Below are 23,108 nucleotides of genomic sequence, written 5' to 3'. Positions count from 1 at the left end.
ACGCACGCGTCACCGCAATTTCGTCACAGGAATTACGGCAGCGCGCGCGGATTCTTTAGCGCGGACGGTTTCGGCGGATCGAGCGAAGGGGATTCAGGAGGAAGGTCGCGTGCGCCGCCACTCAGTTCCAGCCGACCATGACCGCGCCCATCCCGACGAGCAGGCCGCCCGTCACGCGGTTCATCGCGCGCATCCGCGCCGGCCGCTGCAGCGCGCTGCCGAGCCGGTGCGAGAACAGCGCCATCGACGCGACGCCGCCCGCGAACAGCAGCGCGAACGTCGCTGCGAGCAGCAGGAACTGAAGGTTCAGGCTCCATTCGGCGTTCGCGCTGATGAATTGCGGAAAGAACGACGGAAAGAACAGCAACGTCTTCGGATTCAGGCCCGACGTCGCGACGCCGCGCCAGAACAGTTCACGTCCCGTATCGGCTGCCGGCCGGGCGACCTCGGCCGATGCGGCCGGCGCATGGGCCGGCGTGCGGCTGAGCCATTGCTTGCACCCGAGCCAGACCAGGTACGCGGCGCCCGTCCAGCGCAGCACGGTCAGCGCGCGATCGTCGATATGCACCAGCGAATTCAGGCAGAGCGCGGTCAGCGCGAGTTGCAGCAGCACGGCGAGCGTGCCGCCCCATACGCAAGGCAGCGCGCGCCGCCAGCCGGCGCGCAGCGCCTGGTTCATCGTGAGCAGGTTGACGGGGCCGGGCGCGTAGATGAGAACGAACGAAGCGGCAAGGAACGAGAGGTAAAGCCGGAACGACATGACGGGAAGCGCAAGAACAGGGAGGCGGGCGCCAGCGCCGCGCACGGTCGGTTGGGGTGCGCGGGCGGCGGTTTCGAATGCCTGGGTGCCCGGCTCCGCAACTCGTGATTGCGGCCGTGCGTCCCGTTGCGAGGGGGTTGTCGCGGGGAGCGTGCCGGGCAGCAGGCATAGGGAAAATGTATCAGGGGGCCAGGTTAAAAGGCTTCCTGTTTTCCAGTGAAACGGGTCGAAATCCGGAATCCTGTTCAGATAGAATGCGGATTTTCAGTAGAAGATTCTTCCTGTCATGGCTACACGCGAACGCACGCCTAAAACGCTCGACAATCAGGACCGCAAGATCCTCGGCGCATTGCAGAAGAACGCGCGCCTGTCGAATGCCGAACTGGCCGAACAGATCGGGATGTCGACGACCGCGTGCTGGAACCGCACGCGGCAACTCGAACTCGACGGCTACATCGACGGCTATGTCGCGCTCGTCAATCAGCGCATGCTCGGCTACGCGGACATCGTGATCCTCGAAGTGACGCTCGATCGCCACGAGGACGACGCGCTGGCCCGCTTCGGCGCGGAACTCGCGGCGCTGCCCGAGGTCCTCGAGGCCTACCTCGTGTCGGGTGATTACGATTACTGGATCAAGGTCGCCGTGGACGGCACGGCCGGCTACGAGCGGTTTTTGCGCGAGAAGCTGTACAAGATCTCGAGCATTCGTCACAGCCGGTCGATGTTCGCGCTGCGCTGCATGAAGGACGTGCCGTCGATACAGGTGTGAGTGCGCGGGGAGATGGGCAGCCGCGCGATTGCGCAGCGGAGGCGGGCGAGTGGAAAAGGGACAAGGCCGGCGATCGGGCCGCCGGCCGGCGTCTGGTCGTTCCGTTCAGCGCGGCAGGCGCGCGTGGGCTTCAGCGATGACTTCGCAGTTCTCGAGGTGCAGTGCCCATGCTTCTGCAAGCAGCAAGCCAACACGCGAGAGCCAGCCAGCGGATTGGTTGGAACGGTCGGAGACGTTAGACGTTTGCATGACGATGCCCCATGTAGGTGGCGAGTTAGGGATAACCCTAATCATAGATGAGGCTCACCGTGTTGTGAAATGCGATTTTGTAATATGGTAATTCTTTGGGGATTCTGTTGCTGCGGCGCAACATGAATCGTCGCGATCGTCACTGCCCGCCGATCCACCCGAACCGCCACGACAGCCGCCGCGTCGCGGCGAGCAGCGCCTGCGCGAGGTCGCTGTCGGGCCCGCGCGGGAAGCCGCGCGACGCGCCGATGATCGCGATCACGAGCCGGATGCTGCCGGTGTGATCGAACACGGGCGCGGCGACCGTCGCGATGCCGGGCACCGGCGCGTCGAACGCGAAGTCGACGCCTTCCGCGCGGATCTGCGCGAGGTGCGCGCGGAGCGCATCGTCGGCCGGCGCCGCCCGTCCCGCGAGGCGCACGGGTTCGCCGGCGAGCAGGCCGGCCAGCACGTCGTCGGTCATGCCGGCCGCGAAGCTGCGGCCGATCGCCGTATTGACGAGCGACATCACGGTGCCGACCTGCAGGCTCACGTGCTGCGGCCGCGCCGACTCCTCGAAGCGGATCACGGTCGGACCGAGCGGCCCGAGCGTCGCGGCTGCGACGCTCATGTCGGTCGCTTCGGCGAGCGCGACGATCTCGGCTTCCGCATCGCGCGCCGGCGACACGCGCTGCATCGCGATCAGGCCGAGCGCCTGGCTGAGCGGCCCGGCGTCGAAGCAGCCGGCCGCGTCGCGGCTCAGCAGGCCGATCTTCAGCAGGCTCACCAGATGCGGAAACGCCTTCGCGGCCGGCATGCCTGCCGCCGCCGCGAGGTCGCGCAGCGGCAGCGCGCGGCCCGCCGACACGAGCGCGAGCAGCAGATCGCCGGTGCTGTCGAGCGCGTTGATCCCGCGCTGCGCCTTCGCGTCGTCGGCCAGCGCGGGCGGCACGCGCGGCGCTGCCGGGGGCGGCGCAACCGCATCTTCCGCGCCGAGCGACGCGGTCGCCTGCCGCGCCGCATCGCGCAACGCCGCCGCGATCGGGCCGTCCCACGCGACGTCGATCGACCCCGTCGAACCGATCACCGTCAGCGCGAGCTGCAGGCGGCCGTCCGCGTCGAGCACCGGCACGCACAGCGCGCTGACGCCGGGGCTCGGCAGGTCGACGCTGCGTTCGATGCCGCGCCGGCGGATCGCGTCGAGTTGGGCCCGCCGCGCGTCGGCGTCCGGCGCCGGCTGCGCGCTTTCGGCGCCCGCGAGCGTGTTGCCCGCGCCGGCCTGGCTGGCCGCCATCGCATCGAGCTGCGCGGGGTCGCCGAACGCGCGGAATACGCGGCCGGTCGCCGTCGTGTCGAGCGACATCACCGATCCCACGTGCAGGTTCACATGCAGCGGATAGCCACCGTGCTCGATGCGCACGATCGTCGGCCCGAGCGCGCCCGGCACCGACAGCGCGACGCTCAGCCCGACGTCTTCCGCGAGCCGCGCCGCGTGCGGCAAGGCCGCGCGATAGGCCGGCTGCCGCTCGATCGACATCAGGCCGAGCCGCAGCGACAGCGGCCCCGGCTCGTAATTGCCGGTGATCGCGTCGCGCTTCACGAGCGCAAGGCGCGTCAGGCTCACCAGATAGGTATGCGCCTGCGCGGTCGACAGCTCCGCGGCCGCCGCCAGCTCGGACAGCCCGAGCGGCTTGCGCCGCCGCGCGAGCGCGTCGAGCAGCCGGCCGCCCACCTCGACGCTCTGGATGCCGCGCTGCGCCTTCTGCGGCGCATCGTCCGCGCGATCTTCATCGTTCTGCACTGCATTCACCTGAAATCGAAACATCCCGCATGGTATCCGACGCCATTTCCCGCGCCCGTCCACACGTTTACCCGCATTAAACAATAGCAAGCAGATTTGCCATTGACAAATAATCGATGCGGGATGATGATCCGCTCAACCCCTCAACACATGGCTCGCAGCCACGGAACCCCACATGGCCAAAGCATTTGCCTCTCAAGCCGACCTGGAAGAGAAGAAGATCACCTGGACCCGGCTCTCCGAAAACGCGTACGCGTACACCGCCGAAGGCGACCCGAACTCGGGCGTGATCATCGGCGACGACAGCGTGCTGATCGTCGACACCACGGCGACGCCCGCGATGGCGCAGGACCTGATCGCGAAGATCCGCGGCGTCACCGACAAGCCGATCAAGCACGTCGTGCTGTCGCACTACCACGCGGTGCGCGTGCTCGGCGCGTCCGCGTATTTCGCCGAAGGCGCGCAGCACGTGATCGCGAGCCGCGGCACCTACGAGATGATCGTCGAGCGCGGCGAGGCCGACATGAAGTCGGAGATCGAGCGCTTCCCGCGCCTGTTCGCGGGCGTCGAGACGGTGCCGGGCCTGACCTGGCCGACGCTCGTGTTCGAGCGCGAGATCACGCTGTTCCTCGGCAAGCTCGAAGTGAAGATCATGCATGTCGGCTCGGGCCACACGAAGGGCGACACGATCGTGTGGCTGCCGTCGCAGAAGGTGCTGTTCTCGGGCGACCTCGTCGAATACGACGCCGCGTGCTACTGCGGCGACGCGCAGCTCGAACAGTGGCCGGCGACGCTCGAGGCGCTGCGCGCGCTCGGCGCCGAGAAGCTCGTGCCCGGCCGCGGCCCGGCGCTGCTGAACCCGGCCGAAGTGAACCAGGGCCTCGACTACACGAAGGACTTCGTGTCGACGTTGCTCGCGCAAGGCCGCAAGGCCGTCGAGCGGAAGCTCGACCTCAAGGCCGCGATGGCGCTGACGCGCGAAGCGATGGATCCGAAGTTCGGCCAGGTGTTCATCTACGAGCACTGTTTGCCGTTCGACGTGTCGCGCGCGTTCGACGAGGCGAGCGGCATCACGCATCCGCGCATCTGGACCGCCGAGCGCGACAAGGACATGTGGGCCGCGCTGCAGGACTGAGCGGCCCATGACGGCGGGGCGTCCGGGCGGACGTCCCGCCTTTGCGCGGCGCCCGCAGATTCCGCCGCGTTTCCTCGATCTCACAAGAAAGCAGGGCGCACGCACGCCCTCGGAGACTGCTGCGCGCTCGAATCGCGCAGCGCGTTTGGAGAGAGACATGCCCCAATCCCTTCCCGCCGAAGCGGCGGTCGCGTCCGCGTCCGCGTCGGCTTCCGACGACTCGCTGCTGTTTCGCAAGATCGCGTGGCGAATCATCCCGTTCCTGTTCCTCTGCTACGTCGTGTCGTTCCTCGACCGCATCAACATCGGCTTCGCGCAGTTGCAGATGAAGCACGACCTCGGTTTCAGCGATGCGATGTACGGCCTCGGCGCGGCCGTGTTCTACGTCGGTTACGTATTCTGCGAAGTGCCCAGCAACCTGCTGCTCGCGCGCTTCGGCGCGCGCCGCACGTTCACGCGGATCATGCTGCTGTGGGGCATCGCGTCGGTCGGGATGATGTTCGTGTCGAAGCCGTCGCATTTCTACGTGCTGCGCTTCCTGCTCGGCGTGTTCGAGGCCGGCTTCTTTCCCGGCATCGTGCTGTACCTGACCTGGTGGTTCCCGGCGAACCGGCGCGCGGCGGCGATCTCGGTGTTCTTCGCCGGCGTGGCGGTCGCGGGCGTGCTCGGCGGGCTGATGTCCGGCTGGATCATGCGAGACATGGCCGGCGTGCTCGGCCTCCATGGCTGGCAATGGATGTTCGCGATCGAGGGCGCGCCCTCGATCGTGCTCGCGTTCGTCGCGCTCGCGTATCTCGTCGACCGCCCGCAAGACGCGGCGTGGCTCACGCCGGACGAGAAGGCGCGCGTCGCGGCGCTCTGCGCGCACGGGCAGGGCCGCGATGGAGTACACGGCGCGCACGGTTCGCGCAGCTTCGCCGCCGCGCTGCTGAATCCGCGCGTCTACCTGTTCGCGTTCATCTATTTCTCGCTGACCTGCGCGTCGCTGACGCTCAACTTCTGGATGCCGCTGATGATCCGCGATTTCGGCGTGACCGACGTCGTGGCCGTGAGCCTCTACACGGTCGTGCCGAACGCGATCGGTGCGATCGGCCTGATCGTGATCGCGCGCCGCTCGGATCGCACCGGCGAGCGCCGCGGACATTTTGCGTGCTGCACGATCGGCGGCGGGATCGCGCTCGCCGCGCTGACGCTGCATCTGCACAGTTTCGCGGCGATGCTCGCATGCCTGTCGATCGCCGCGACGCTGATCTTCGCCGCGCTGCCGATCTTCTGGGCGGTGCCGACCGGCTACCTGTCCGGCAAGGCCGCCGCCGGCGGAATCGCGCTGATCAGCAGCATCGGCATCACCAGCGGCATCGTCAGCCCGTGGGTGATTGGCCTGATCCGCACGCGCACCGGCAGCATGGATCTCGCCGTGTATCTGCTGGCCGCGCTGCTGGTTGCGAGCGGGGTTGCGCTGTTGCTCGGTGTGAAGGGCGAGCAGCAGCGGCGGGTTTGGGCTTGAGCTGAGCGCCACGCCGGGGCCGTCCGCTGACCGTTGACGGCCGCGCCACGTCAGATGTCGTCCCGGCGCAACCGATCGAATGCCATCAAGGAGACAACCGATGTCTGCTCCTCTTCAAGCGGAGGCGGCGCGCGGCGTCGCCTCCAGCGCCGGCACGGACGATGATGCGCCCGACGCCGCCGCGCTGTACCGCCGCATCGGCGCGCGAATCGTGCCGTTCCTGTTCGTCTGCTACATCGTGTCGATCCTCGACCGCAGCAACATCGGCTTCGCGCAATTGCAGATGCGGCAGGATCTCGGCCTGACGGACGCGATGTACAGCCTCGGCGCGGTGCTGTTCTTCGTCGGCTACGTGCTGTTCGAGGTGCCGAGCAATGCGCTGCTGCGCCGGATCGGCGCGCGCCGCACGTTTGCGCGGATCCTGGTGCTGTGGGGCGCGGTGTCGGTCGCGATGATCACCGTCGACAGCGTGCGGCAGTTCTACGCGCTGCGCTTCCTGCTCGGCGTGTTCGAGGCCGGCTTCTTCCCGGGCCTGGTGTTCTACCTGACCTGCTGGTATCCGGCGCGGCGGCGCGCATCGGTGCTGTCGATCTTCTACGCGGGCGTCGCGGTCGCGGGGATGGTCGGCGGGCTGCTGTCCGGCTGGATCATGCGCGGCATGTCGGGCGTGCTCGGGCTGCACGGCTGGCAGTGGATGTTCGCGCTCGAGGGGGCGCCTGCGATCGCGCTCGGCGTGATCGCGTGGTTCTGGCTGTGCGACGGTCCCGAACAGGCCGCGTGGCTGACGCCGGATGACAGGCGGCGGCTTGCCGACGATCTCGCGGCGGACCGCGCCCGGGCGCCTGCCCGCACGGCGGCGTCGCTGCGCGAGGCGCTTGCGGCGCCGCGCACGTACCTGTTCGCGTTCATCTATTTCTCGCTGACGACCGCGTTGCTGATGCTGCTGTTCTGGATGCCGCTGATGATCCGCGAGTTCGGCATCCGCGACGTCGTGCACATCAGCCTGCTGTCGATCGTGCCGAACGCGATCGGCGCGGCGGGGCTGATCGCGATCGCGCGGCGCTCGGACCGGAGGCGCGAGCGGCGCCGGCATTTTGCCGCCTGCGCGCTCGGCGGGGCATTGGCGCTTGCGCTGCTGACGCTGCATCTGCCGAACATTGTCGCGATGATGGCGCTGCTGTCGCTGGCGGCGATGCTGATCTTCGCCGCGCATCCGGTGTTCTGGGCGGTGCCGTCCGCGTACTTCTCGGGCGCGGGCGCCGCGGGCGGGATCGCGCTGATCAGCAGCATCGGCGTGTCGAGCGGGATGATCACGCCCTGGATCGTCGGGATGATTCGCACCCGCACGGGCAGCATGGACCCGGCGATGCTGATGATCGCCGGGTTGCTCGCGGCGTGCGCGGCGGCGATGCTGGTGGGGACGCGGGTGGAGCGATTGGGCGCAGAGGAGGGCGTGGCGCGGTGTTGAAATGGATGTGCGTTCGTGGAGCGGGCGGTGAGCACGTCGCCGGCCGGGGGCGCTCGCAGGCTCTCGTCATCGGGCACCTGAATTCCTGCGTTTTGTCATAACCTACTGGCTTTCGGGAGGTAGACCGTGATGCAACGTCCCAGCTTCATCGAGCACTGGACCGCACTTGAGGATCCGGACAACGAACACTACCCGGGTGACGCGGAGCTCATGGGCATCGGTGCGCCATTGGCTCGCAAGCTCGGGCTCAAGCGGATTGGAATTCATCACATTCGGCTGTCGCCGGGGCGCCGGACTTCATACCCTCACGCGGAAAGCGCAGAGGAAGAGTTTGTGTATGTGCTTGAGGGAACGCCGGATGTGTGGATCGACGGCAACCTGCACAAGCTGAAGCCGGGGGACTCCGTCGCATTTCCCGCAGGCACCGGTATTTGCCACAGCTTTCTTAACAACACCAGTCAGGAAGTGCGACTGATCGTGATCGGCGAGACGCCGAAACCCGAGAATCGCATTCGCTATCCGCTGAACGAAACGTACGAGTTGACGAGAGCCGATCGATGGACGGATTGGCCAGTGCGGCCGCTTGGCCCGCATGATGGCAAGGCTCGTGGTGAATGACGGGTTCGTTCGTCAATGGCGACACGGCGCGTGTCCTTACCCCTGCCTTCGCGGATCGGCGCCGGCCGCTGAAACACCATCACGATGGTGAAGCCATCGAGCCGCACGTCACCGGAACGGTCGCCGCCGATCGAAAGGATCGTTCCCATCGCCTCGTAAAAGCCGTTGTTTCGCCGAGCCCTGAATCGGCCGAGGCAGCCGTATCGGCAATTTCAGTTCATGGGTTCGGCGCCTTGATTTCGCGCGGAATCAAGGCCGTTCTCCTTGTATGCCGCCGCTCGAAGTTGAACGAGTAGCTGCGTCGGAGGGTTGGGGTCAAGCGAACCGGCGACCAGGATATTGCAAATCGCTCGCTACGCGGCTCGGCGCGATATGAGCGATCAAGATCGCCGCATGGTAATCGACACAATGCGGCAACTGGGCGAGCAATATGAGCGTGATGTTGGTATTTAAATGCGATGCGCGCGGCACGATGCCTTGCTTCGTGCGACGGCGATGGCCATTGTCCGCTTTTTCAAAGCGTGTGATACCATTACAAAAAATTACAAGAAGTATCACGATTTTGCGTCGAACGCAATTTCAACCTTATTAAAACAATTCGGCCAGGGATTTTCGAATCGATGGGTTTGATCGTGGGGTTGGTCGTTACCCCCATTTGATTCGCATTCCAAGTTTAAGATTCGCTGCAGTCGTGAATAAAAATCAATATCGCCTCGTGTTCAGTCGCGTGCGCGGCATGTTAATCGCAGTCGAAGAGACTGTCAGCTCGTCGGGGAAAGCGGGCAGCGGCGAAGCCGTGCGCAAGGTGGCGGGTGCCTTGCAAAGCGTGATGCCGCAGGGCGCGCTGCGTCGCGTGGCGTTTGCCGCGCTGGCGATGGCAGGCGTAGTGCCGATGTGGGCCGGTGCGCAGGTGGTGGGCGCGGGTCCGCATGCGCCGGCTGTCGTTCAGACGCAGAGTGGCTTGCCGCAAGTGAACATCAACAAACCCAGCGGGGCTGGTGTTTCGTTGAATACGTATTCCCAGTTCGACGTGCAGAAACCTGGCGTGATCTTGAACAACTCGCCAGTTATCACGAACACGCAGCAAGCGGGCTATATCAACGGCAACCCGAATTTCGGCCCGAATGATGCGGCGCGCATCATTGTCAACCAGGTCAACAGCAATAACCCGTCGCAACTGAGAGGCTACGTCGAGGTGGCGGGCCAACGCGCCGAGGTGATCATTTCGAATCCGTCCGGATTGGTCGTTGATGGCGGCGGATTTATTAATACCTCGCACGCAATCCTGACGACCGGGACGCCGACCTTGAGTGCGGACGGGGCGCTGGCGGGATTCAATACGACACGCGGCCTCATTACGGTACAAGGCGCGGGCCTGAATGCAACGAATGTCGACCAGGTCGACCTCATTGCCAGAGCCGTACAAACGAATGCCGCGATTTACGCAAACAACCTGAACGTCGTCACAGGCGCGAATCAGGTCAATCACGACACACTCCAGGCAACACCGATTCAGGGTGAAGGTGCCGCACCGGCCGTCGCGATTGACGTCAGCCAGCTTGGCGGGATGTACGCAAATCGCATCTTCCTGGTCGGAACGGAAGGTGGTGTCGGCGTTCGCAACGCCGGCGCGATCGAGGCGGGTTCGATGGGCTTGACGCTGACGGCGCAAGGTCGGTTGGTACAGTCGAACAAGGCGACGGCGCGCGGCAACATCGCCCTGTCGGCGGCAGACGGGATCGAGAACAGCGGCACGACCTACAGTCAGCAGTCGGTGTCGCTGAATACGGGCGCGGATGTGGTGAACACTGGCACGCTCGCCGCGCAGCGGAACGTGGTCGTCAATGCCGGATCGCTGAATTCAACGGGAACACTCGGCGCGGGCGTGAACAGCGAAACCGTTGCCGGACAAGGCGGTGACCTGCAAGTCACGACGACGGGCCAGTTCAGGGCAACCGGCAAGAACGTCGCGGGTGGCAACGCGACGCTGAAGGGCGACGGGGTGAATCTCGTCGGCAGCGAGACGGCCGCGAACGGCAACCTGTCGCTGACCGCCACGGCCGGCGACGTGAACCTCACGAATGCGACGACCAGTGCCCAAGGTGCATTCACGGCGAACGCGGCGGGCGCGGTTATCAACGATCACGGCAAACTGTCGAGCCAGGGCAGCACGACAGTAACAGCCGGCAGCGTATCGAACCAGAGTGGCTCGGTATCGTCGCAAGGGCTGCTGTCGGTGACGACCACCGGACAACTCGCCAACCAGTCCGGCTCCTTAGTGTCGAAAAGCACGATGGCGCTGCGCGGCGGCACCATCGCGAACAACCAAGGCACGATCCATAGCGCCGGACATGGGAAAGTCGACGGGGGCGCGATTGACAATTCGGCGGGACGTATTGCTTCGCTGAACGGAGACGGCTTGACGGTCACCGCGAGCGGCCAACTGACGAACGCCGCGGGCACGACGGCTGCCGGCGAGGAAGGCGGCGTGATCGGCGGCAACGGCGATGTGACGCTGAAAACCGGTTCGCTCGTGGATAGCGGGAGCATCTCTGCCAAGGCTGCGTTGAAGGTGACCAGCGACACCGCCAATAATGACCACGGTTCGCTGACGGGGACAACGGTCGATGTGACGACGTCCGGCGCGTTGTCGAACCGGGGGGGCCGGATCGAGTCGCTGGGGGCGGCCACGCTGAAGTCCGGGACGTTTGAAAATCAGCGGGGCACGGTGAAGGGAGGCGGGTTGCTCAAGGTCGACGCCAGCACGCTCGACAATACCGCCGGGCGCATCGTGTCGCTGAACGACGCGGGCTTGAACGTCACGACCACCGGGCAGCTTGCCAACGCCACGGGCACGACGGCTGCCGGCGAGCAAGGCGGCGTGATTGGCGGCAACGGCGATGTGACGCTGAAAACCGGTTCGCTCGTGGATAGCGGCGACATCTCTGCGAAGGCTGCATTGAAGGTGACCGGCGACACCGTCAACAACGACCACGGTTCGCTGACGGGGCAAACGGTCGATCTGACGGTGTCCGGCGCGTTGTCGAACCAGGGGGGCTGGATCGAATCGCTGGGGGCGGCCACGCTGAAATCCGGGACGTTCGAAAATCAGCGGGGCTCGGTGCAGAGCGGTGGGTTGCTGAAGGTCGACGCCAGCACGCTCGACAATACCGCCGGGCGCATCGTGTCCCTGAATGATGGTGGCCTGAATGTCACGACGACAGGACAGCTTAGCAACGCCGCAGGCACGACAGCCGCGGGCGACGAAGGCGGAGTCATCGGCGGCAACGGTGACGCGACCGTGACGACGCAGACCCTGGTCAACAGCGGTCGCATTTCGGCGCGGCAGACGCTCTCGGCTTCGGGGCAGACCATCGACAACAGCAGCGGCACGCTAAGTGCCGCGGTGCTTGATCTGTCGACGAGCCACTTGACGAACCGGCGGGGCGTTATCCGCCAGACCGGCAATGCCGATATGAACCTGTCTGTCGATCAAGCCATCGACAATACGCAGGGCACGATCCGGAGCAACGGTTCGAATCTGGGTTTGCGCGTCGGGAGCCTGATGAACGACGGCGGAACGATCTATCACGCCGGACCGGGGACGCTGACCATCACGGATGCCGCCGCATTGTCGAACCGTGGCGGCTCGATCGGTTCGGCGGGAGCGCTTGATGCGGCCGCGGGATCGATCGACAACACGGATGGCATCATCGGCGCGAAGACCGGCAAGGCTTCGGTGTCATCGGCCTCGACGCTGACGAACGACCGGGGCATCGTGCAGAGCGAGGGCGACCTGACCGTCACCGCTGCCGGTGCGGTCTCGAACCACGGGGGCAAACTCGAGAGCCTCGGGCGGACCAGCGCACTCAGGGTTTCCGCGCAAAGCCTGGACAACACGAATGGGCGCGTTGCCAACGCCGGCACCGGGCAGGCGTACATCGCGGCCGGGTCGGTTACCAATGCGAATGCGTCGGGTCGGCCGAACGTCGGCGTGATTGGCGGCAACGGCGATGTCGTGATCGACAGCGCAAATGTTCAAAACGGACCGAATAGCCAGATCATCGCGACCGCCAATTTGGCTTTCGCGAACACGGATCAGCTGACCAACGCGGGGCAATTGACGGCGGGCGGCAAGCTGACAGTCGATCGAGCCACCTCGCATGTCTCGAATGCCAATGGCGCAATCAGCGCGGCAATCGTGAATCTGGTCACGGCGAGCCTCGACAACACAGGTGGGCAGATTGCGAATCCGGACGGGAGTCTCGGTCAAATCTCGATCACGACCGGTAGGTTGACGACCGCGTCGGGAAGCATCGCCAGTTCGCGGGATCTTTCGATCCAGGCCGCATCGCTGGTCGGTAGCGGACGCATTGTGGCCGACCGGGACGCAACGGTCTCCCTGCAAGGCGACTATACGAACGCAGCCGGCAACCAGATCACGGCAAACCGAAACCTGACGCTATCGACCACAGGGCAGCTCACCAATACCGGGACGCTATCGGCAGTCGGGAATCTGACGACGCACTCGAATGGCCTCGTCAACAACGGCGAAATCGTGTCCGGCACGCCGGGCGTGGCGGGGACAGGCGCAACGACGCTCGACGCGGGCGCCGGCGATATCTCGAACAACGGCCGGATTGAAGGAAACGAGATTGCAACCGCCAGTCAGCGTCTGACGAATACCGGCGCGATGATCGGCGGCACGATCACGAACTCGGCGCGATCGATCCTGAACGACGGCAGCCGTGCCGTGATGGCGGGCACGCAGGGCGTGAACCTGTATGCCGCCGACGAGCTGACGAACCGCGGCGGCGCGTCGATCATCAGTCTGGGCGACGTCAATATCGCCAGGGACGGACAACGGAATGCCGGCGGTAACCTTGTAAGCCGGACGAGTGTGGTGAATAACCTGTCGTCGTCGGTTGAGGCTGACGGGAAACTGAATATTGCAGCCGACCAGCTGAATAACGTTCGAGAGAACGTCGCGACCCAGACGACCACGACGAGCGCAACCTACACCCTGAGGCCGTTGCCATGGTGGAAGACGGGGGCGCCGGGCAGGCTTGCGCCGTTCCAGGACGCCAATGTCGGCTTTGCCAACGCCTACTACGTGAATCCGTCGGATATCGTGTCGTCCGAACTGTTCATCACGCCGGACGGCTATGGCGTCACCAAGATGGTGGTCAATCTGCCGGAGAACGCTTCGGTGTTCCAGTGGAGGCAGAGCGGGGCGAGTTATTCGCAGGCCAACGGCGGATCGCAGGTGCAATATCAACAGGACCTGCGCCTGACACCGAGTGCCGGGCAAGTCGTGCTGTATGCGAACAACGTCATGACGGAGCAACCCAACCCGGATCAGATGGGCGGGACGGCGTGGACGGCACCGAATTACGTCAAGACGAATGTCGTCAATCAGTTGGGTCACGCGACGTACTCGAATCAGTACGGGAACTGCACGACACATTGCGTGCGAATCGAAGCGTATCCCGACTTGACCGATCCGAATGCGCAAATGCTGAAGGGAACGGAGAAGCGGCGCGAAGGCGGGCTGCCGCTCGAAACGCAGCGGATCGCAACGGAAACCGTGACGACGACGGCGCTGGTGCCGAACAGCGGTACGCCGGCCGTGCTGACGTCGGGCGGGGCCATGACGATGTCGGTCGGCCGCCAGTTGTTGAACGACAACGGGACCATCGCGGCGGGCGGCGATCTGACCGTGAACGGCCAGAATGTGCCGAACGGCGGCACCAATGCCGCGATCGTGAACAAGGCGACGCAGTTCTCGACGACGTATTCGTTCGTCAACCAGTCGGGCTACAACCACCCGCGTGATCCCTATCCGGGGACGCCGGCGGAATGGATTACGTGGACGAATCCGTCGATCACGCTCCCGACGAGCGTCGTGGGCGGAACGATTACCAGCAACAGGGCAGTCAGCATCGACGGCGGTGTCGTCCGCAACACGAGTGTTCAAGCGACGTCCGGCCCGAAGGGCGCAAGCGCGGCGTCGCTCGGGTTGACTGCGGCAAATCTGGTAACGGGTTCGGGCGCGGGCGCGATCGGCGTAACCGGAAATGCAACCGGTGCTTCGGGTGTCACGGGGGCCGTTTCGATCGCACCCGGCGTCGTGCAGACGGTTTCGGGCGTGCGGATTGCGATCCCGAACCTGACGCTGCCGACAAACGGTCTGTTCTCGATTCAGAAAGCGCCGGACCAGCCGTATCTGGTTGCAACCGATCCCCGTTTCACGTCCTACACGAAGTTCGTCTCGAGCGATTACATGCTCGGTCAGCTGGGCTTCGATCCGGCCAAGGCCGCCAAGCGTCTCGGGGATGGCTATTACGAGTCGCGGCTCGTGATGGAGCAGGTCACCAACCTGACCGGAAAACGCTTCCTGGCCGGCTACACCAGTAACGAAGACGAGTATCGTCAGTTGATGACGAACGGTGCGGTGTTCGGGAAGGCGCTCGGTCTGGTGCCGGGTGTGGCGCTGACTGACGCGCAAATGGCGGCGCTGACGACCGACGTCGTATGGATGGTCAACCAGACGGTGACGCTGGCTGACGGAACCCGGCAGACCGTCTTGGTGCCGCAGGTGTATTTGGCGAAATCGAACAACGTCGATCTTTTGCCGACCGGCGCTTTGATCGCGGGCGATACGCTTGGCATCAGTGGCACGGATGTCGTGAACGACGAGGGCACGCTTGCGTCGAAGCACAACGCCGTCATCGTCGCCAGCAACGATATCCAGAACCTGGGCGGTGTGATCGAAACCGGCCGGCTAGCCATGGTGGCGGGCAACGACATCGTCAACCGTTCGTCGACGAATACGGAAACGGCGCACTTCATTCAGGGAACGTCGACGCACACGTCGATCGGTTCACTGGCCACGATCAAATCGTCTCAGGATCTGATCATGCAGGCCGGACGTGATTTGACGATTGCGGGTGGCAAGGTTTCCGCCGGCCGTGATCTCGGCGCGTCGGCGGGACGGACAACCAGCATCGGCACGGTCGCGACCGGCTCCGACGTCGACACGCGAATCGACGCGGGCAATGCGACCGGGTGGACAAGCGCGACTCAGATCGGCAGCACGCTGGACGCGGGGCGCCATCTGGGCGTGGCGAGCGTTGGTGATATCGATGTGACGGGCAGTACGCTGAAGTCGGGCGGCGGTATGGCATTGATCGGCGCCGGCAACGTGACGATCCAGGGGGCGACGAACCGCACGACGTACGACACGAAGGGAGCCAGCGGTAAAAACTGGTCCTCTTACAATCATCAACTCGATACAAACGTCGGCAGCCAGTTGTCGGCGGGTGGTGCTGCGACCGTCATCGCGGGCCTGGGTACGCCGGACAAGAATCTGTCGATCCTTGGCTCGAGCGTCGTGGCGGGCACCGACGGCAAAGGCAGCGGTGCGATCAATCTCGGCGCAACCGGCGATATCACGATCGGCGCAACGCATACGCGTAGCAGTGGCGCGTATGCCGGACACACTGAATCGAGCAGTTTCCTGTCCAGTTCGTCCACCGACACGTCGCGCACCTACTCGGGCGTGGCCTCGAACGGTTCGCTCGTGTCGGGCGATTCGGTGACGGCCAGCGCCGGACGCGATCTGGCCGTCGGCGGGAGCAACGTGGTCGGCCAGCACGACGTCGATCTCTCCGCAAAGCGCAACGTCGATATCACCGCCGATTACGACAGTTCGCAGGAATCGAACTACTACCGGAAGAAGAAATCGGGGCTGATGAGCTCGGCCGGCCTGGGTTTCACCGTCGGTTCGAGCGAGCAGAAGGCGAAGTCCGACAGCCAGTCGGTATTGCAAAGCCAGGCGCGCAGCACCGTAGGCAGCGTGCAAGGCAACGTGTCGATCAAGGTCGGGGAAAACGTTCACATCGGCGGCAGCGACGTCGTGGCCGGCAAGGCCGCCGACGACACGAAGAACGCAACAGGCAACATCGGCATCGTCGGCCGGAATGTGACGATCGATCCGGGCCAGGACGACGAACGGACGCACGACCAGCAGGAGTTCAAGTCGAGCGGTTTCACGGTCGCGGCTACGGGTACGCTGTTCGATACCGTCCGCAATGTGAAAGACAACGCGTCGACCGGCAACGCCTTTCAGCGTGCCCAGAGCGTCGCGAACGAGATCGGGGCCAGCGCGGCCGATATGCCGTCGATTTCGGTGACGTATGGCCGTAGCCAAAGCAAAAGCTTGCTCGACACATCGAGCCTGACGAATGCAGGCAGCACGGTTCGCGGTGGCGGCAACGTATCGGTGATCGCAACCGGGGGAGCGACGAAGGATGCCCAAGGTCGCGCCACGGATGGTGATATCACGGTGGTCGGCTCGGCGATCAGTGCGGGCGGCGCCGCGTTGCTCGACGCGAATCGGAACGTCACGCTCGCTGCGTCGACGGATCAGTATCGGCAGAACAGCGAGTCGAGCAGTTCGAGTTCGAGTCTTGCGTTGCTGTCGTCGCCGAGCCTGGGCGACCTGGCGCGCTGGATCGGCGGGTCGGCAAATCATGGCGGCAACAGTCCGTCGCCGTACAACGCGAGCCGCAGTAACGCGAACGGCTGGACGACGACGACGACACAGGCCCCGACGACAGTTTCGGGCAATACCGTTACGGTTCGGAGCGAAACGGGCGACGTGAACGTGATCGGCTCGGGCATCAGCGGTACGGAAAGCGTCGATGTGGTCGCGAAGCAAGGTGCAATCAACGTGCTCGCGGGCCTGGAAACGAGCAAGAGCCATCAGGAATCGAGCAGTCGCCAGATCGGCAGTCTCGGCAGCAACGGCACGGCGACGGGCTTCAGCGTCGGCGTGGCGAACAGCCACACGGTCCAGGATAGCGCGAGCGATACGCAGAGCAGGATGCGCAGCCAGATCGCGAGCGGCGGCAACGTGACGCTCGACGCGAAGCAGGATCTGACGGTTACCGGCTCGGATGTCATGGCGGGCAAGGATCTGACGCTGACCGGCAAGAACCTGAACTTCGATCCGGGTACCGATACGACGCAAACCAGCATGAGCCAGCATTCGAGCCAGTTCGGCGTGAGCCTGGCGCTCGGCGGGGCGGCTGGCAATGCGGTGGCAGCCGTGAACCAGAGCATGCGGAATCCGGCGCGTGGCGGCGATGCGCGACTCGGCGCGCTGGACAAGGCGCAAGCCGCGCTGACGACGTACAGCGCGTATCAAGTTGCCAAGGATTTCAAATTTGACGCGCCGTCGAAGGTGGCGCTCGTGAAGGCGACCGTGAGTATCGGCGGCAGCACCAGCTCGAGCGAATCGCACAGCGGTTCACTCGCGAACGCGGGCAGTAAGTTGACGGCGGGCGAGAACGCCAAACTGATCGCGACCGGCAGCGGGGCCAAGGATCAGGACGGTCTTGCGACGGACGGTGATATCAATGCGCGGGGAACGCGGATTTCGGGCAAGAACGTGACGCTCGACGCGGCGCGCGATGTCAATCTGCAAAGTGCAAAGGACACGACTCAACTGTCGAGCCGCAACAGCAGCAGCGGCGGCAGTATTGGCGTGGGTGTGGCGCTGGGCGGACAACAAAACGGCCTCACGGTGGAGCTTGGCGCGAGCATTGCGCGCGGCCATGCGAACGGCCAGAGCGTGACGAACCGCGATTCGGTGGTTTCAGCAAGCGATACGCTGACGTTGAAGAGCGGCCGTGACGCGAATCTGCGGGGCGCGGAGACGTCGGGCCAGACGGTCAACGCCGATGTTGGTCGCGACCTGAACATCCAGAGCCAGCAGGATACGGCGACGTACGAAAGCAAGCAGACGAGCGGCGGATTCCAGGTGAGCGTTTGCGTGCCGCCGATCTGCTATGGCCAGATGGTGAGCGGCAGCGGCAACATCAGCCAGCAGACCATCACGGCGACGTTCCAGTCGGTGAACCAGCAAAGCGGGATTTTTGCGGGCGACGGAGGTTATCACGTCACGGTCGGCAAGCATACGCAGCTGGACGGCGGCGCCATCGCGAGCAGCACGTCCGGCGCGGACAAGAGCAGCCTGTCGACGGGGACGTTCGGTCATACGAATCTCGAGAACAAGCTGAGCTACTCGGGTGACTCGTTGGGCTTTGGCGCGAGCGGCGGTGTCGGCAACAGTTCGTCGAAGGGCATCAACCTGAATACGCCGGTCGTGCAGGCGGGGCCGGCAGGTGCGGGACCGGTGACGGCGAACGGTTTGGGGCCAAGCGGCTTCTCGGCGGCCGGCACAAGCAGCGAGGCGACCGGGACGACCTACGCGACCGTGAGCCCCGGCACGCTCACCGTTCGCGGCGACGCAGGCACTGGCCACGACAGCACGGCGGGCCTGAATCGAGATATGTCGATCGCGAACGGTGCGATCGAAAACACGTTCGATGCGCGGAAGGTGCAGAACGATCTGGCGGTGCAGCAGGCGGCGGGGCAGGTCGGGATGCAGTTCGTGGGGGCTGTTGGGAAGTACCTGACGGATAAGGCGTCCAAGGACGCCAAGAACGCGAATGACGCGTTGAAGGCAGCCGAAAAGTCCGGCGACCCGGCAGCGATCGCGAAGGCGACGGCCGATCTCGATGCGGCCAATCAGCAGTATGCGATGTGGAATGAGGACAGCGCGTCCAGAAAGGCAGCACACGCTATCGTGGCGGGTGGTGCGGCAGCGCTGGGTGGTGGCAAAGTTGTCGGTGCAGTTGGAGGCACGATCGCGGGAGATTATGCGGGCTCGGCCGTCGGACAACTCACTGATGGCACGCTGGGCGGCACATTGCTGACGAACGTGGCTGCCGGTGTTGCTGGCGCAGCGGTTGGCGGGGCGCTGGGGGGAACATCGGGCGCGATCAGCGGTGCGGGCGGAGCATTGAGTGCAGATCTCTACAACAAGCAGCTTCATCCGCAAGAACGCGAGATGATCGCGAAGGTCGCGAAAAAGATAGCTGAGTCAATTGGCAAGACGTTGGCCGATCAGCAATCGATTACTTCGTACTGGACGGAAATGTTGACGTTGGCGGCCGATGCGAAGGTGGATGCGCAAGCATCCCAAAAACTCGATCAGTACAAGACTCAGCTGACGCAAGCAGCGCAGGCATCAGGAAACACTCGGGAACTGGATACGTTCAACACGAATCTGCAAATCGCACAGAACGCGATCAATCAGATGTCGGGGCTGACGATCTTTGGCGCCGGCGGCCCGATTGTTGCGGATGACGGCGTGCTGAAGACGTTCCAGGCAACCGGCTCGCAATTCAACGATTCGGCATTGTTTGGTACGCCGGGAGGAACGAGGTCGGGATTGGCACTTGGCCAGACGCCAGCGTCTGCGGGCATCGATTCCGATTACTACATTGCACCGAATGGGCCGACGAATCAGCAAATCGCAGGGTTTGTCAGAGATCTGATCCAGCGGGCCGCGACGCGGAACGGCGCTGCCAGCCCTGCCTATCCGTTGGAGGAAATAGCGCTGGGCGGGGCGGCCGGCAAGATTGTCTCTGGCGTGGTTGGAGCCATTCTGAACAGAGGCGTGGCGCAAGGTGCGACCGATGCGGCGATAGCGGACAATGTCTGGCATTCTACGAGAGTGCCGGAGGCAGCTAAGGGAATATTGGAAAAAGGAATCGATCCCGCATTTCTAAATCCAAAAACTCGCTTTGGTTCTGCGTTCTACGTCGCAGAACAGCCAGGAACTTCGTTAGCTGAGATGGCGCACTATGGAGTCGATCCAAGTACGGGCATTCGCTTTTCTGTAAATCAAGAAGCCGTAAAAGTCCTCGATCTGACCAACCCGGGCATTGCGGCCAAGTGGGGGTATAGCGGCGGACCAATAAGCGGGGCGACACAGAAGATCGGGGTGGATGCGATGGCGCAAGGTTATAATACTATTAGATATTTCTCGGAGCGAGCGGTAGGAGGAACAAACTTGGCGATTATTGGTGATTTTAATCAGATTTTGAAACCTATTATGGTTACCCCGGTGGCACCATGAAGCTAGAGCTTATGAAGTGTAAGTGTTCCGCATGCGGAAATGATTTTTTGGCGCCATCGCTGGGTGATGGCGCCTACGGTGAATTTTTGCTGTGGTCGGAAAATGGGAAAGTCGTCTACTTGAACGCATTTGAGGATCAGACATTCAAGGAGGTTGACAATTTGCTTTGTCTACATTCAAAGACGTCGGCGCTGGATTCATTGGATCGCGCCAAGATTCTCCATAAAATCTACGGTAAGTTGGCGTGCGATAGGGACGAGAGTGGATCGATTTTTTCGATTGAAGCGTCACCGCCATGCCCAGTGTGTGGAAGTCAAGCGATAGCATCATGGGAATCAATCAATCCAGCCGAGGTGGTTGATCTAGAGTTGAGCAATGTAACTCATTTTTATTGGAATTCGCTTACCTTTGATGAAAAGGGGAAAATGGTGGATATGGAACTGTCGGGATTGTGAGTGCAATGCGGGAAACCCACCGCAAGACTGAATGAATTTGATGGGAGGGGCGCGAATTGATAATGATGCGGCGAGGGAGTGCCTCGTTTCGTTTTTTTGGGGGGCTTGTTGGCTTAATTAATTTGTAAAGTATTTGAAAAATTGCCGGGGAGGGCATCTTAGGGCTTGCTGGTATATGATGATAATGATTTTTCAGGGCTGATGGGTATATTTTTAGGTGAATCATTGTTGGATATTTTTCAAAAATTAGGGGGCGTTCCCGGAAATGAAGGTTGGGGGGCATGTGCGGTGAGCAAGAGGAGGGGATTTAGGGGGGATTTTTCGACTGATCAGATATGTGTTGTGAAGTATGGGGCACAAATATTGTGCGCGATCTGAGAACGCGAAAATTGCTCTATGAGGATGTGTCGATGTACGTTCAGTTGCTCGGCTTATCGAAAAGTCATCGTGGTAGGTGACGTGGAGACATTTTCGAAAGGTGCTCCGGAGTATTGGTGTTCGACGCGCAGGAAAAATCAGGGAAGTTAATAAAAATGAAAATAACTAAACGGCTGGCGGCGCTGCCGATCACAGCCTTGGTATCGCTCGGCGTACAGGCCCAGCAGGCACCGACACCTGCCGACCAAGCCGCCGCCGCAAGAGCAAACGCGGAACAGGATCGGCAAACACAGCAGCAACGTGACGCACAACAGCGCGAGGCGACCGTGCGCACCCCTTCTGTACGCTCGGCAGTGCCGCACGTCGAAGCGTATCCGGCGCTTCCCACCGAAACGCCGTGCTTCCGCATCGACCGCTTCTCGCTCGAGGTGCCGAGTTCGTTGCCCGACACAGCGAAGGCTCAAGGCGCATCCGCGCTGCCGATGGATCGCTTCGCGTTTGCCCGTGAATGGCTGAACCACTACGCCGGGCAATGCGTCGGCAAGCAAGGCGTGGACGTGCTGGTCAAGGGACTGTCTCAGGCGATTTTGGCGCGCGGTTACGTCACCACGCGCGTGCTCGTCCCCGAGCAAGATCTGTCGAGCGGCACACTCAAACTCTCGCTGATTCCCGGCGTGATCCGTCATGTGCGCTTCGCCGATGAAAAGCTGCGCGGCACATGGAAGACCGCATTCCCGACTGGAGACGGCGAACTGCTGAACCTGCGCGACCTCGAACAAGGTCTGGAGCAAATGAAGCGTGTATCGAGTCAGGACGTATCGATGCAAATCGTCCCGGCCGATCTGCCCGGCGAAAGCGACGTGATGCTCGATGTGAAGCGCGGTAAGCCGTGGACGGTCGTCGCATCGATCGACAACTCCGGCACGCGCGCCACGGGCAAGTTGCAAGGCAATCTGTCAGTCGGCATCGACAATCCGCTCGGCCTGAACGATGTCTTTAACGTCGGCGTGAGCCAGGATCTCGAGTTCGGCGACAAGCGTCTGGGCTCGCACGGCTGGAACGGTTTCTATTCGATCCCATGGGGCTACTGGACCGCCACGCTGTCCGCGTACACGAACAGCTACTATCAGCGGATTGCCGGCGTGAACCAGACGTTCATCGCAAGCGGCAATTCGAAGACGGTCGATTTCAAGCTGGCTCGTGTGCTGGCACGCAGCCAGAATGACGTGTTCGGCGCGTATTTCCGGTTGTCCCGACGTTTCGGCCAGAGTTTCATCGAGGATACCGAACTCACTCAGCAGCGCCGCAACAACACGCTCATCGAAATCGGCCTGACCGACCGGCATTACTTCGACGGCGCGCAGTTCGATGGCGCGCTCGTATACCGTCAAGGCGTCGGCGGGCTCGGCGCGCAGGACGATTTGCTGGCGGCAGGCGGCGGGCCCACCTATCGCTACAAGATGGCCGTGCTCGACGCGAATCTGTCGGTGCCGTTCGCGATCGGCAAACAACCGTTCCGGTACGTCGGAGCGTTTCATGGCCAGTACACCGGGAATATGCTGAACTACATCGACGACGTGACGATCGGAAGCCGCTACACGGTGCGCGGGTTCGACGGAGAGACAATGCTGGCGGCGTCGCGCGGCTTTTACTGGCGCAACGAATTGCAGATGCCGATTGGACAGACCGGACAGGCGGTTTATGCCGGGCTGGACTACGGTCGCGTATGGGGACCACAACCAATCGCGCTCGTCGGTACGCAACTGGCCGGTGCGGTGATCGGCGTAAAGGGAAGCGTCGGCACGCGGTTCGGTGCATACGCGTATGACCTGTTTGCGGGTACGCCTGTCTACAAGCCATCCGGATTCCAGACTGCTCGCGCGACGGTCGGATTCCAGGTGACCGCGCAGTTCTAGGCAGGCCGTTGACGTAGGGGACGACACGCAACGGCAGGACCTGCAAGCGCCCGGCGAGGCCGGGTGCGAGTGGGGGATTCT

At 63.4% G+C, this 23,108-nt stretch carries 11 protein-coding genes and 1 pseudogene; 8 read left to right on the top strand and 4 right to left on the bottom strand.

Annotated features, from left to right (window positions below; translation table 11 throughout):
- Window positions 1-121: 121 nt before the first annotated feature.
- Complete coding sequence (locus ACFIMZ_RS27735) at window positions 122-760, bottom strand: LysE family translocator (RefSeq protein WP_431822670.1); 639 nt, start codon at window positions 758-760, stop codon at window positions 122-124.
- Window positions 761-1,046: 286 nt separating this feature from the next.
- Between ACFIMZ_RS27735 and ACFIMZ_RS27730 the strand changes: the two genes are divergently transcribed.
- Window positions 1,047-1,529 carry an Lrp/AsnC family transcriptional regulator gene (locus ACFIMZ_RS27730; RefSeq protein WP_431822669.1) on the top strand — a complete coding sequence of 161 codons (483 nt, stop codon included), beginning with the start codon at window positions 1,047-1,049 and terminating at the stop codon, window positions 1,527-1,529.
- A gap of 388 nt (window positions 1,530-1,917) precedes the next feature.
- Here the strand turns inward: ACFIMZ_RS27730 and ACFIMZ_RS27725 are convergent, their stop codons facing one another.
- On the bottom strand, window positions 1,918-3,558 hold the full coding sequence (locus ACFIMZ_RS27725) for an IclR family transcriptional regulator (protein WP_431822668.1): 1,641 nt from the start codon (window positions 3,556-3,558) through the stop codon (window positions 1,918-1,920).
- 175 nt (window positions 3,559-3,733) lie between these two features.
- Here ACFIMZ_RS27725 and ACFIMZ_RS27720 point away from each other — a divergent pair, with 175 nt between their 5' ends.
- The 4 genes from ACFIMZ_RS27720 to ACFIMZ_RS27705 all read left to right on the top strand — a co-directional run bounded on the left by ACFIMZ_RS27720 (window position 3,734) and on the right by ACFIMZ_RS27705 (window position 8,286).
- Window positions 3,734-4,693 carry an MBL fold metallo-hydrolase gene (locus ACFIMZ_RS27720; protein ID WP_431822667.1) on the top strand — a complete coding sequence of 320 codons (960 nt, stop codon included), beginning with the start codon at window positions 3,734-3,736 and terminating at the stop codon, window positions 4,691-4,693.
- A gap of 157 nt (window positions 4,694-4,850) precedes the next feature.
- Window positions 4,851-6,200: an MFS transporter gene (locus tag ACFIMZ_RS27715; RefSeq protein ID WP_431822666.1), complete on the top strand. Its 1,350-nt coding sequence runs from the start codon at window positions 4,851-4,853 to the stop codon at window positions 6,198-6,200.
- 100 nt (window positions 6,201-6,300) lie between these two features.
- On the top strand, window positions 6,301-7,668 hold the full coding sequence (locus ACFIMZ_RS27710) for an MFS transporter (RefSeq protein WP_431822665.1): 1,368 nt from the start codon (window positions 6,301-6,303) through the stop codon (window positions 7,666-7,668).
- Between the two features lie 129 nt (window positions 7,669-7,797).
- A complete protein-coding gene (locus tag ACFIMZ_RS27705; RefSeq protein WP_431822664.1) occupies window positions 7,798-8,286 on the top strand; it encodes a cupin domain-containing protein in 489 nt (162 codons plus the stop codon).
- Here ACFIMZ_RS27705 and ACFIMZ_RS27700 read toward each other — a convergent pair.
- Window positions 8,184-8,438, bottom strand: a pseudogene (locus tag ACFIMZ_RS27700) (hypothetical protein); the annotation flags it as partial. The gene ACFIMZ_RS27705 and the pseudogene ACFIMZ_RS27700 sit on opposite strands and share 103 nt — an antisense overlap.
- A gap of 163 nt (window positions 8,439-8,601) precedes the next feature.
- On the bottom strand, window positions 8,602-8,844 hold the full coding sequence (locus ACFIMZ_RS27695) for a hypothetical protein (RefSeq protein WP_431822663.1): 243 nt from the start codon (window positions 8,842-8,844) through the stop codon (window positions 8,602-8,604).
- 133 nt (window positions 8,845-8,977) lie between these two features.
- Between ACFIMZ_RS27695 and ACFIMZ_RS27690 the strand changes: the two genes are divergently transcribed.
- The 3 genes from ACFIMZ_RS27690 to ACFIMZ_RS27680 all read left to right on the top strand — a co-directional run bounded on the left by ACFIMZ_RS27690 (window position 8,978) and on the right by ACFIMZ_RS27680 (window position 23,027).
- On the top strand, window positions 8,978-20,278 hold the full coding sequence (locus ACFIMZ_RS27690) for a hemagglutinin repeat-containing protein (protein ID WP_431822662.1): 11,301 nt from the start codon (window positions 8,978-8,980) through the stop codon (window positions 20,276-20,278).
- Window positions 20,275-20,733: a hypothetical protein gene (locus ACFIMZ_RS27685; RefSeq protein WP_431822661.1), complete on the top strand. Its 459-nt coding sequence runs from the start codon at window positions 20,275-20,277 to the stop codon at window positions 20,731-20,733. The genes ACFIMZ_RS27690 and ACFIMZ_RS27685 overlap by 4 nt, the downstream gene beginning before the upstream one ends.
- 533 nt (window positions 20,734-21,266) lie before the next feature.
- Entirely contained in the window at window positions 21,267-23,027 is a 1,761-nt protein-coding gene (locus ACFIMZ_RS27680) for a ShlB/FhaC/HecB family hemolysin secretion/activation protein (protein ID WP_431825380.1), read from the top strand.
- Window positions 23,028-23,108 lie beyond the last annotated feature (81 nt).

It is taken from the genome of Burkholderia sp. F1, assembly GCF_050813845.1.
GTDB lineage: Bacteria > Pseudomonadota > Gammaproteobacteria > Burkholderiales > Burkholderiaceae > Burkholderia > Burkholderia ubonensis.
Note: the sequence above shows the minus strand (reverse complement) of the source record. Positions and strands in the feature narration are given on the sequence as shown.

Bases quoted from the DNA above. Each gene is read 5' to 3' on its own strand.
- ACFIMZ_RS27735 (WP_431822670.1), bottom strand. From the start codon at position 760: ATGTCGTTCCGGCTTTACCTCTCGTTCCTTGCCGCTTCGTTCGTTCTC.
- ACFIMZ_RS27730 (WP_431822669.1), top strand. From the start codon at position 1,047: ATGGCTACACGCGAACGCACGCCTAAAACGCTCGACAATCAGGACCGC.
- ACFIMZ_RS27720 (WP_431822667.1), top strand. From the start codon at position 3,734: ATGGCCAAAGCATTTGCCTCTCAAGCCGACCTGGAAGAGAAGAAGATC.
- ACFIMZ_RS27715 (WP_431822666.1), top strand. From the start codon at position 4,851: ATGCCCCAATCCCTTCCCGCCGAAGCGGCGGTCGCGTCCGCGTCCGCG.
- ACFIMZ_RS27710 (WP_431822665.1), top strand. From the start codon at position 6,301: ATGTCTGCTCCTCTTCAAGCGGAGGCGGCGCGCGGCGTCGCCTCCAGC.
- ACFIMZ_RS27705 (WP_431822664.1), top strand. From the start codon at position 7,798: ATGCAACGTCCCAGCTTCATCGAGCACTGGACCGCACTTGAGGATCCG.
- ACFIMZ_RS27685 (WP_431822661.1), top strand. From the start codon at position 20,275: ATGAAGCTAGAGCTTATGAAGTGTAAGTGTTCCGCATGCGGAAATGAT.
- ACFIMZ_RS27680 (WP_431825380.1), top strand. From the start codon at position 21,267: ATGAAAATAACTAAACGGCTGGCGGCGCTGCCGATCACAGCCTTGGTA.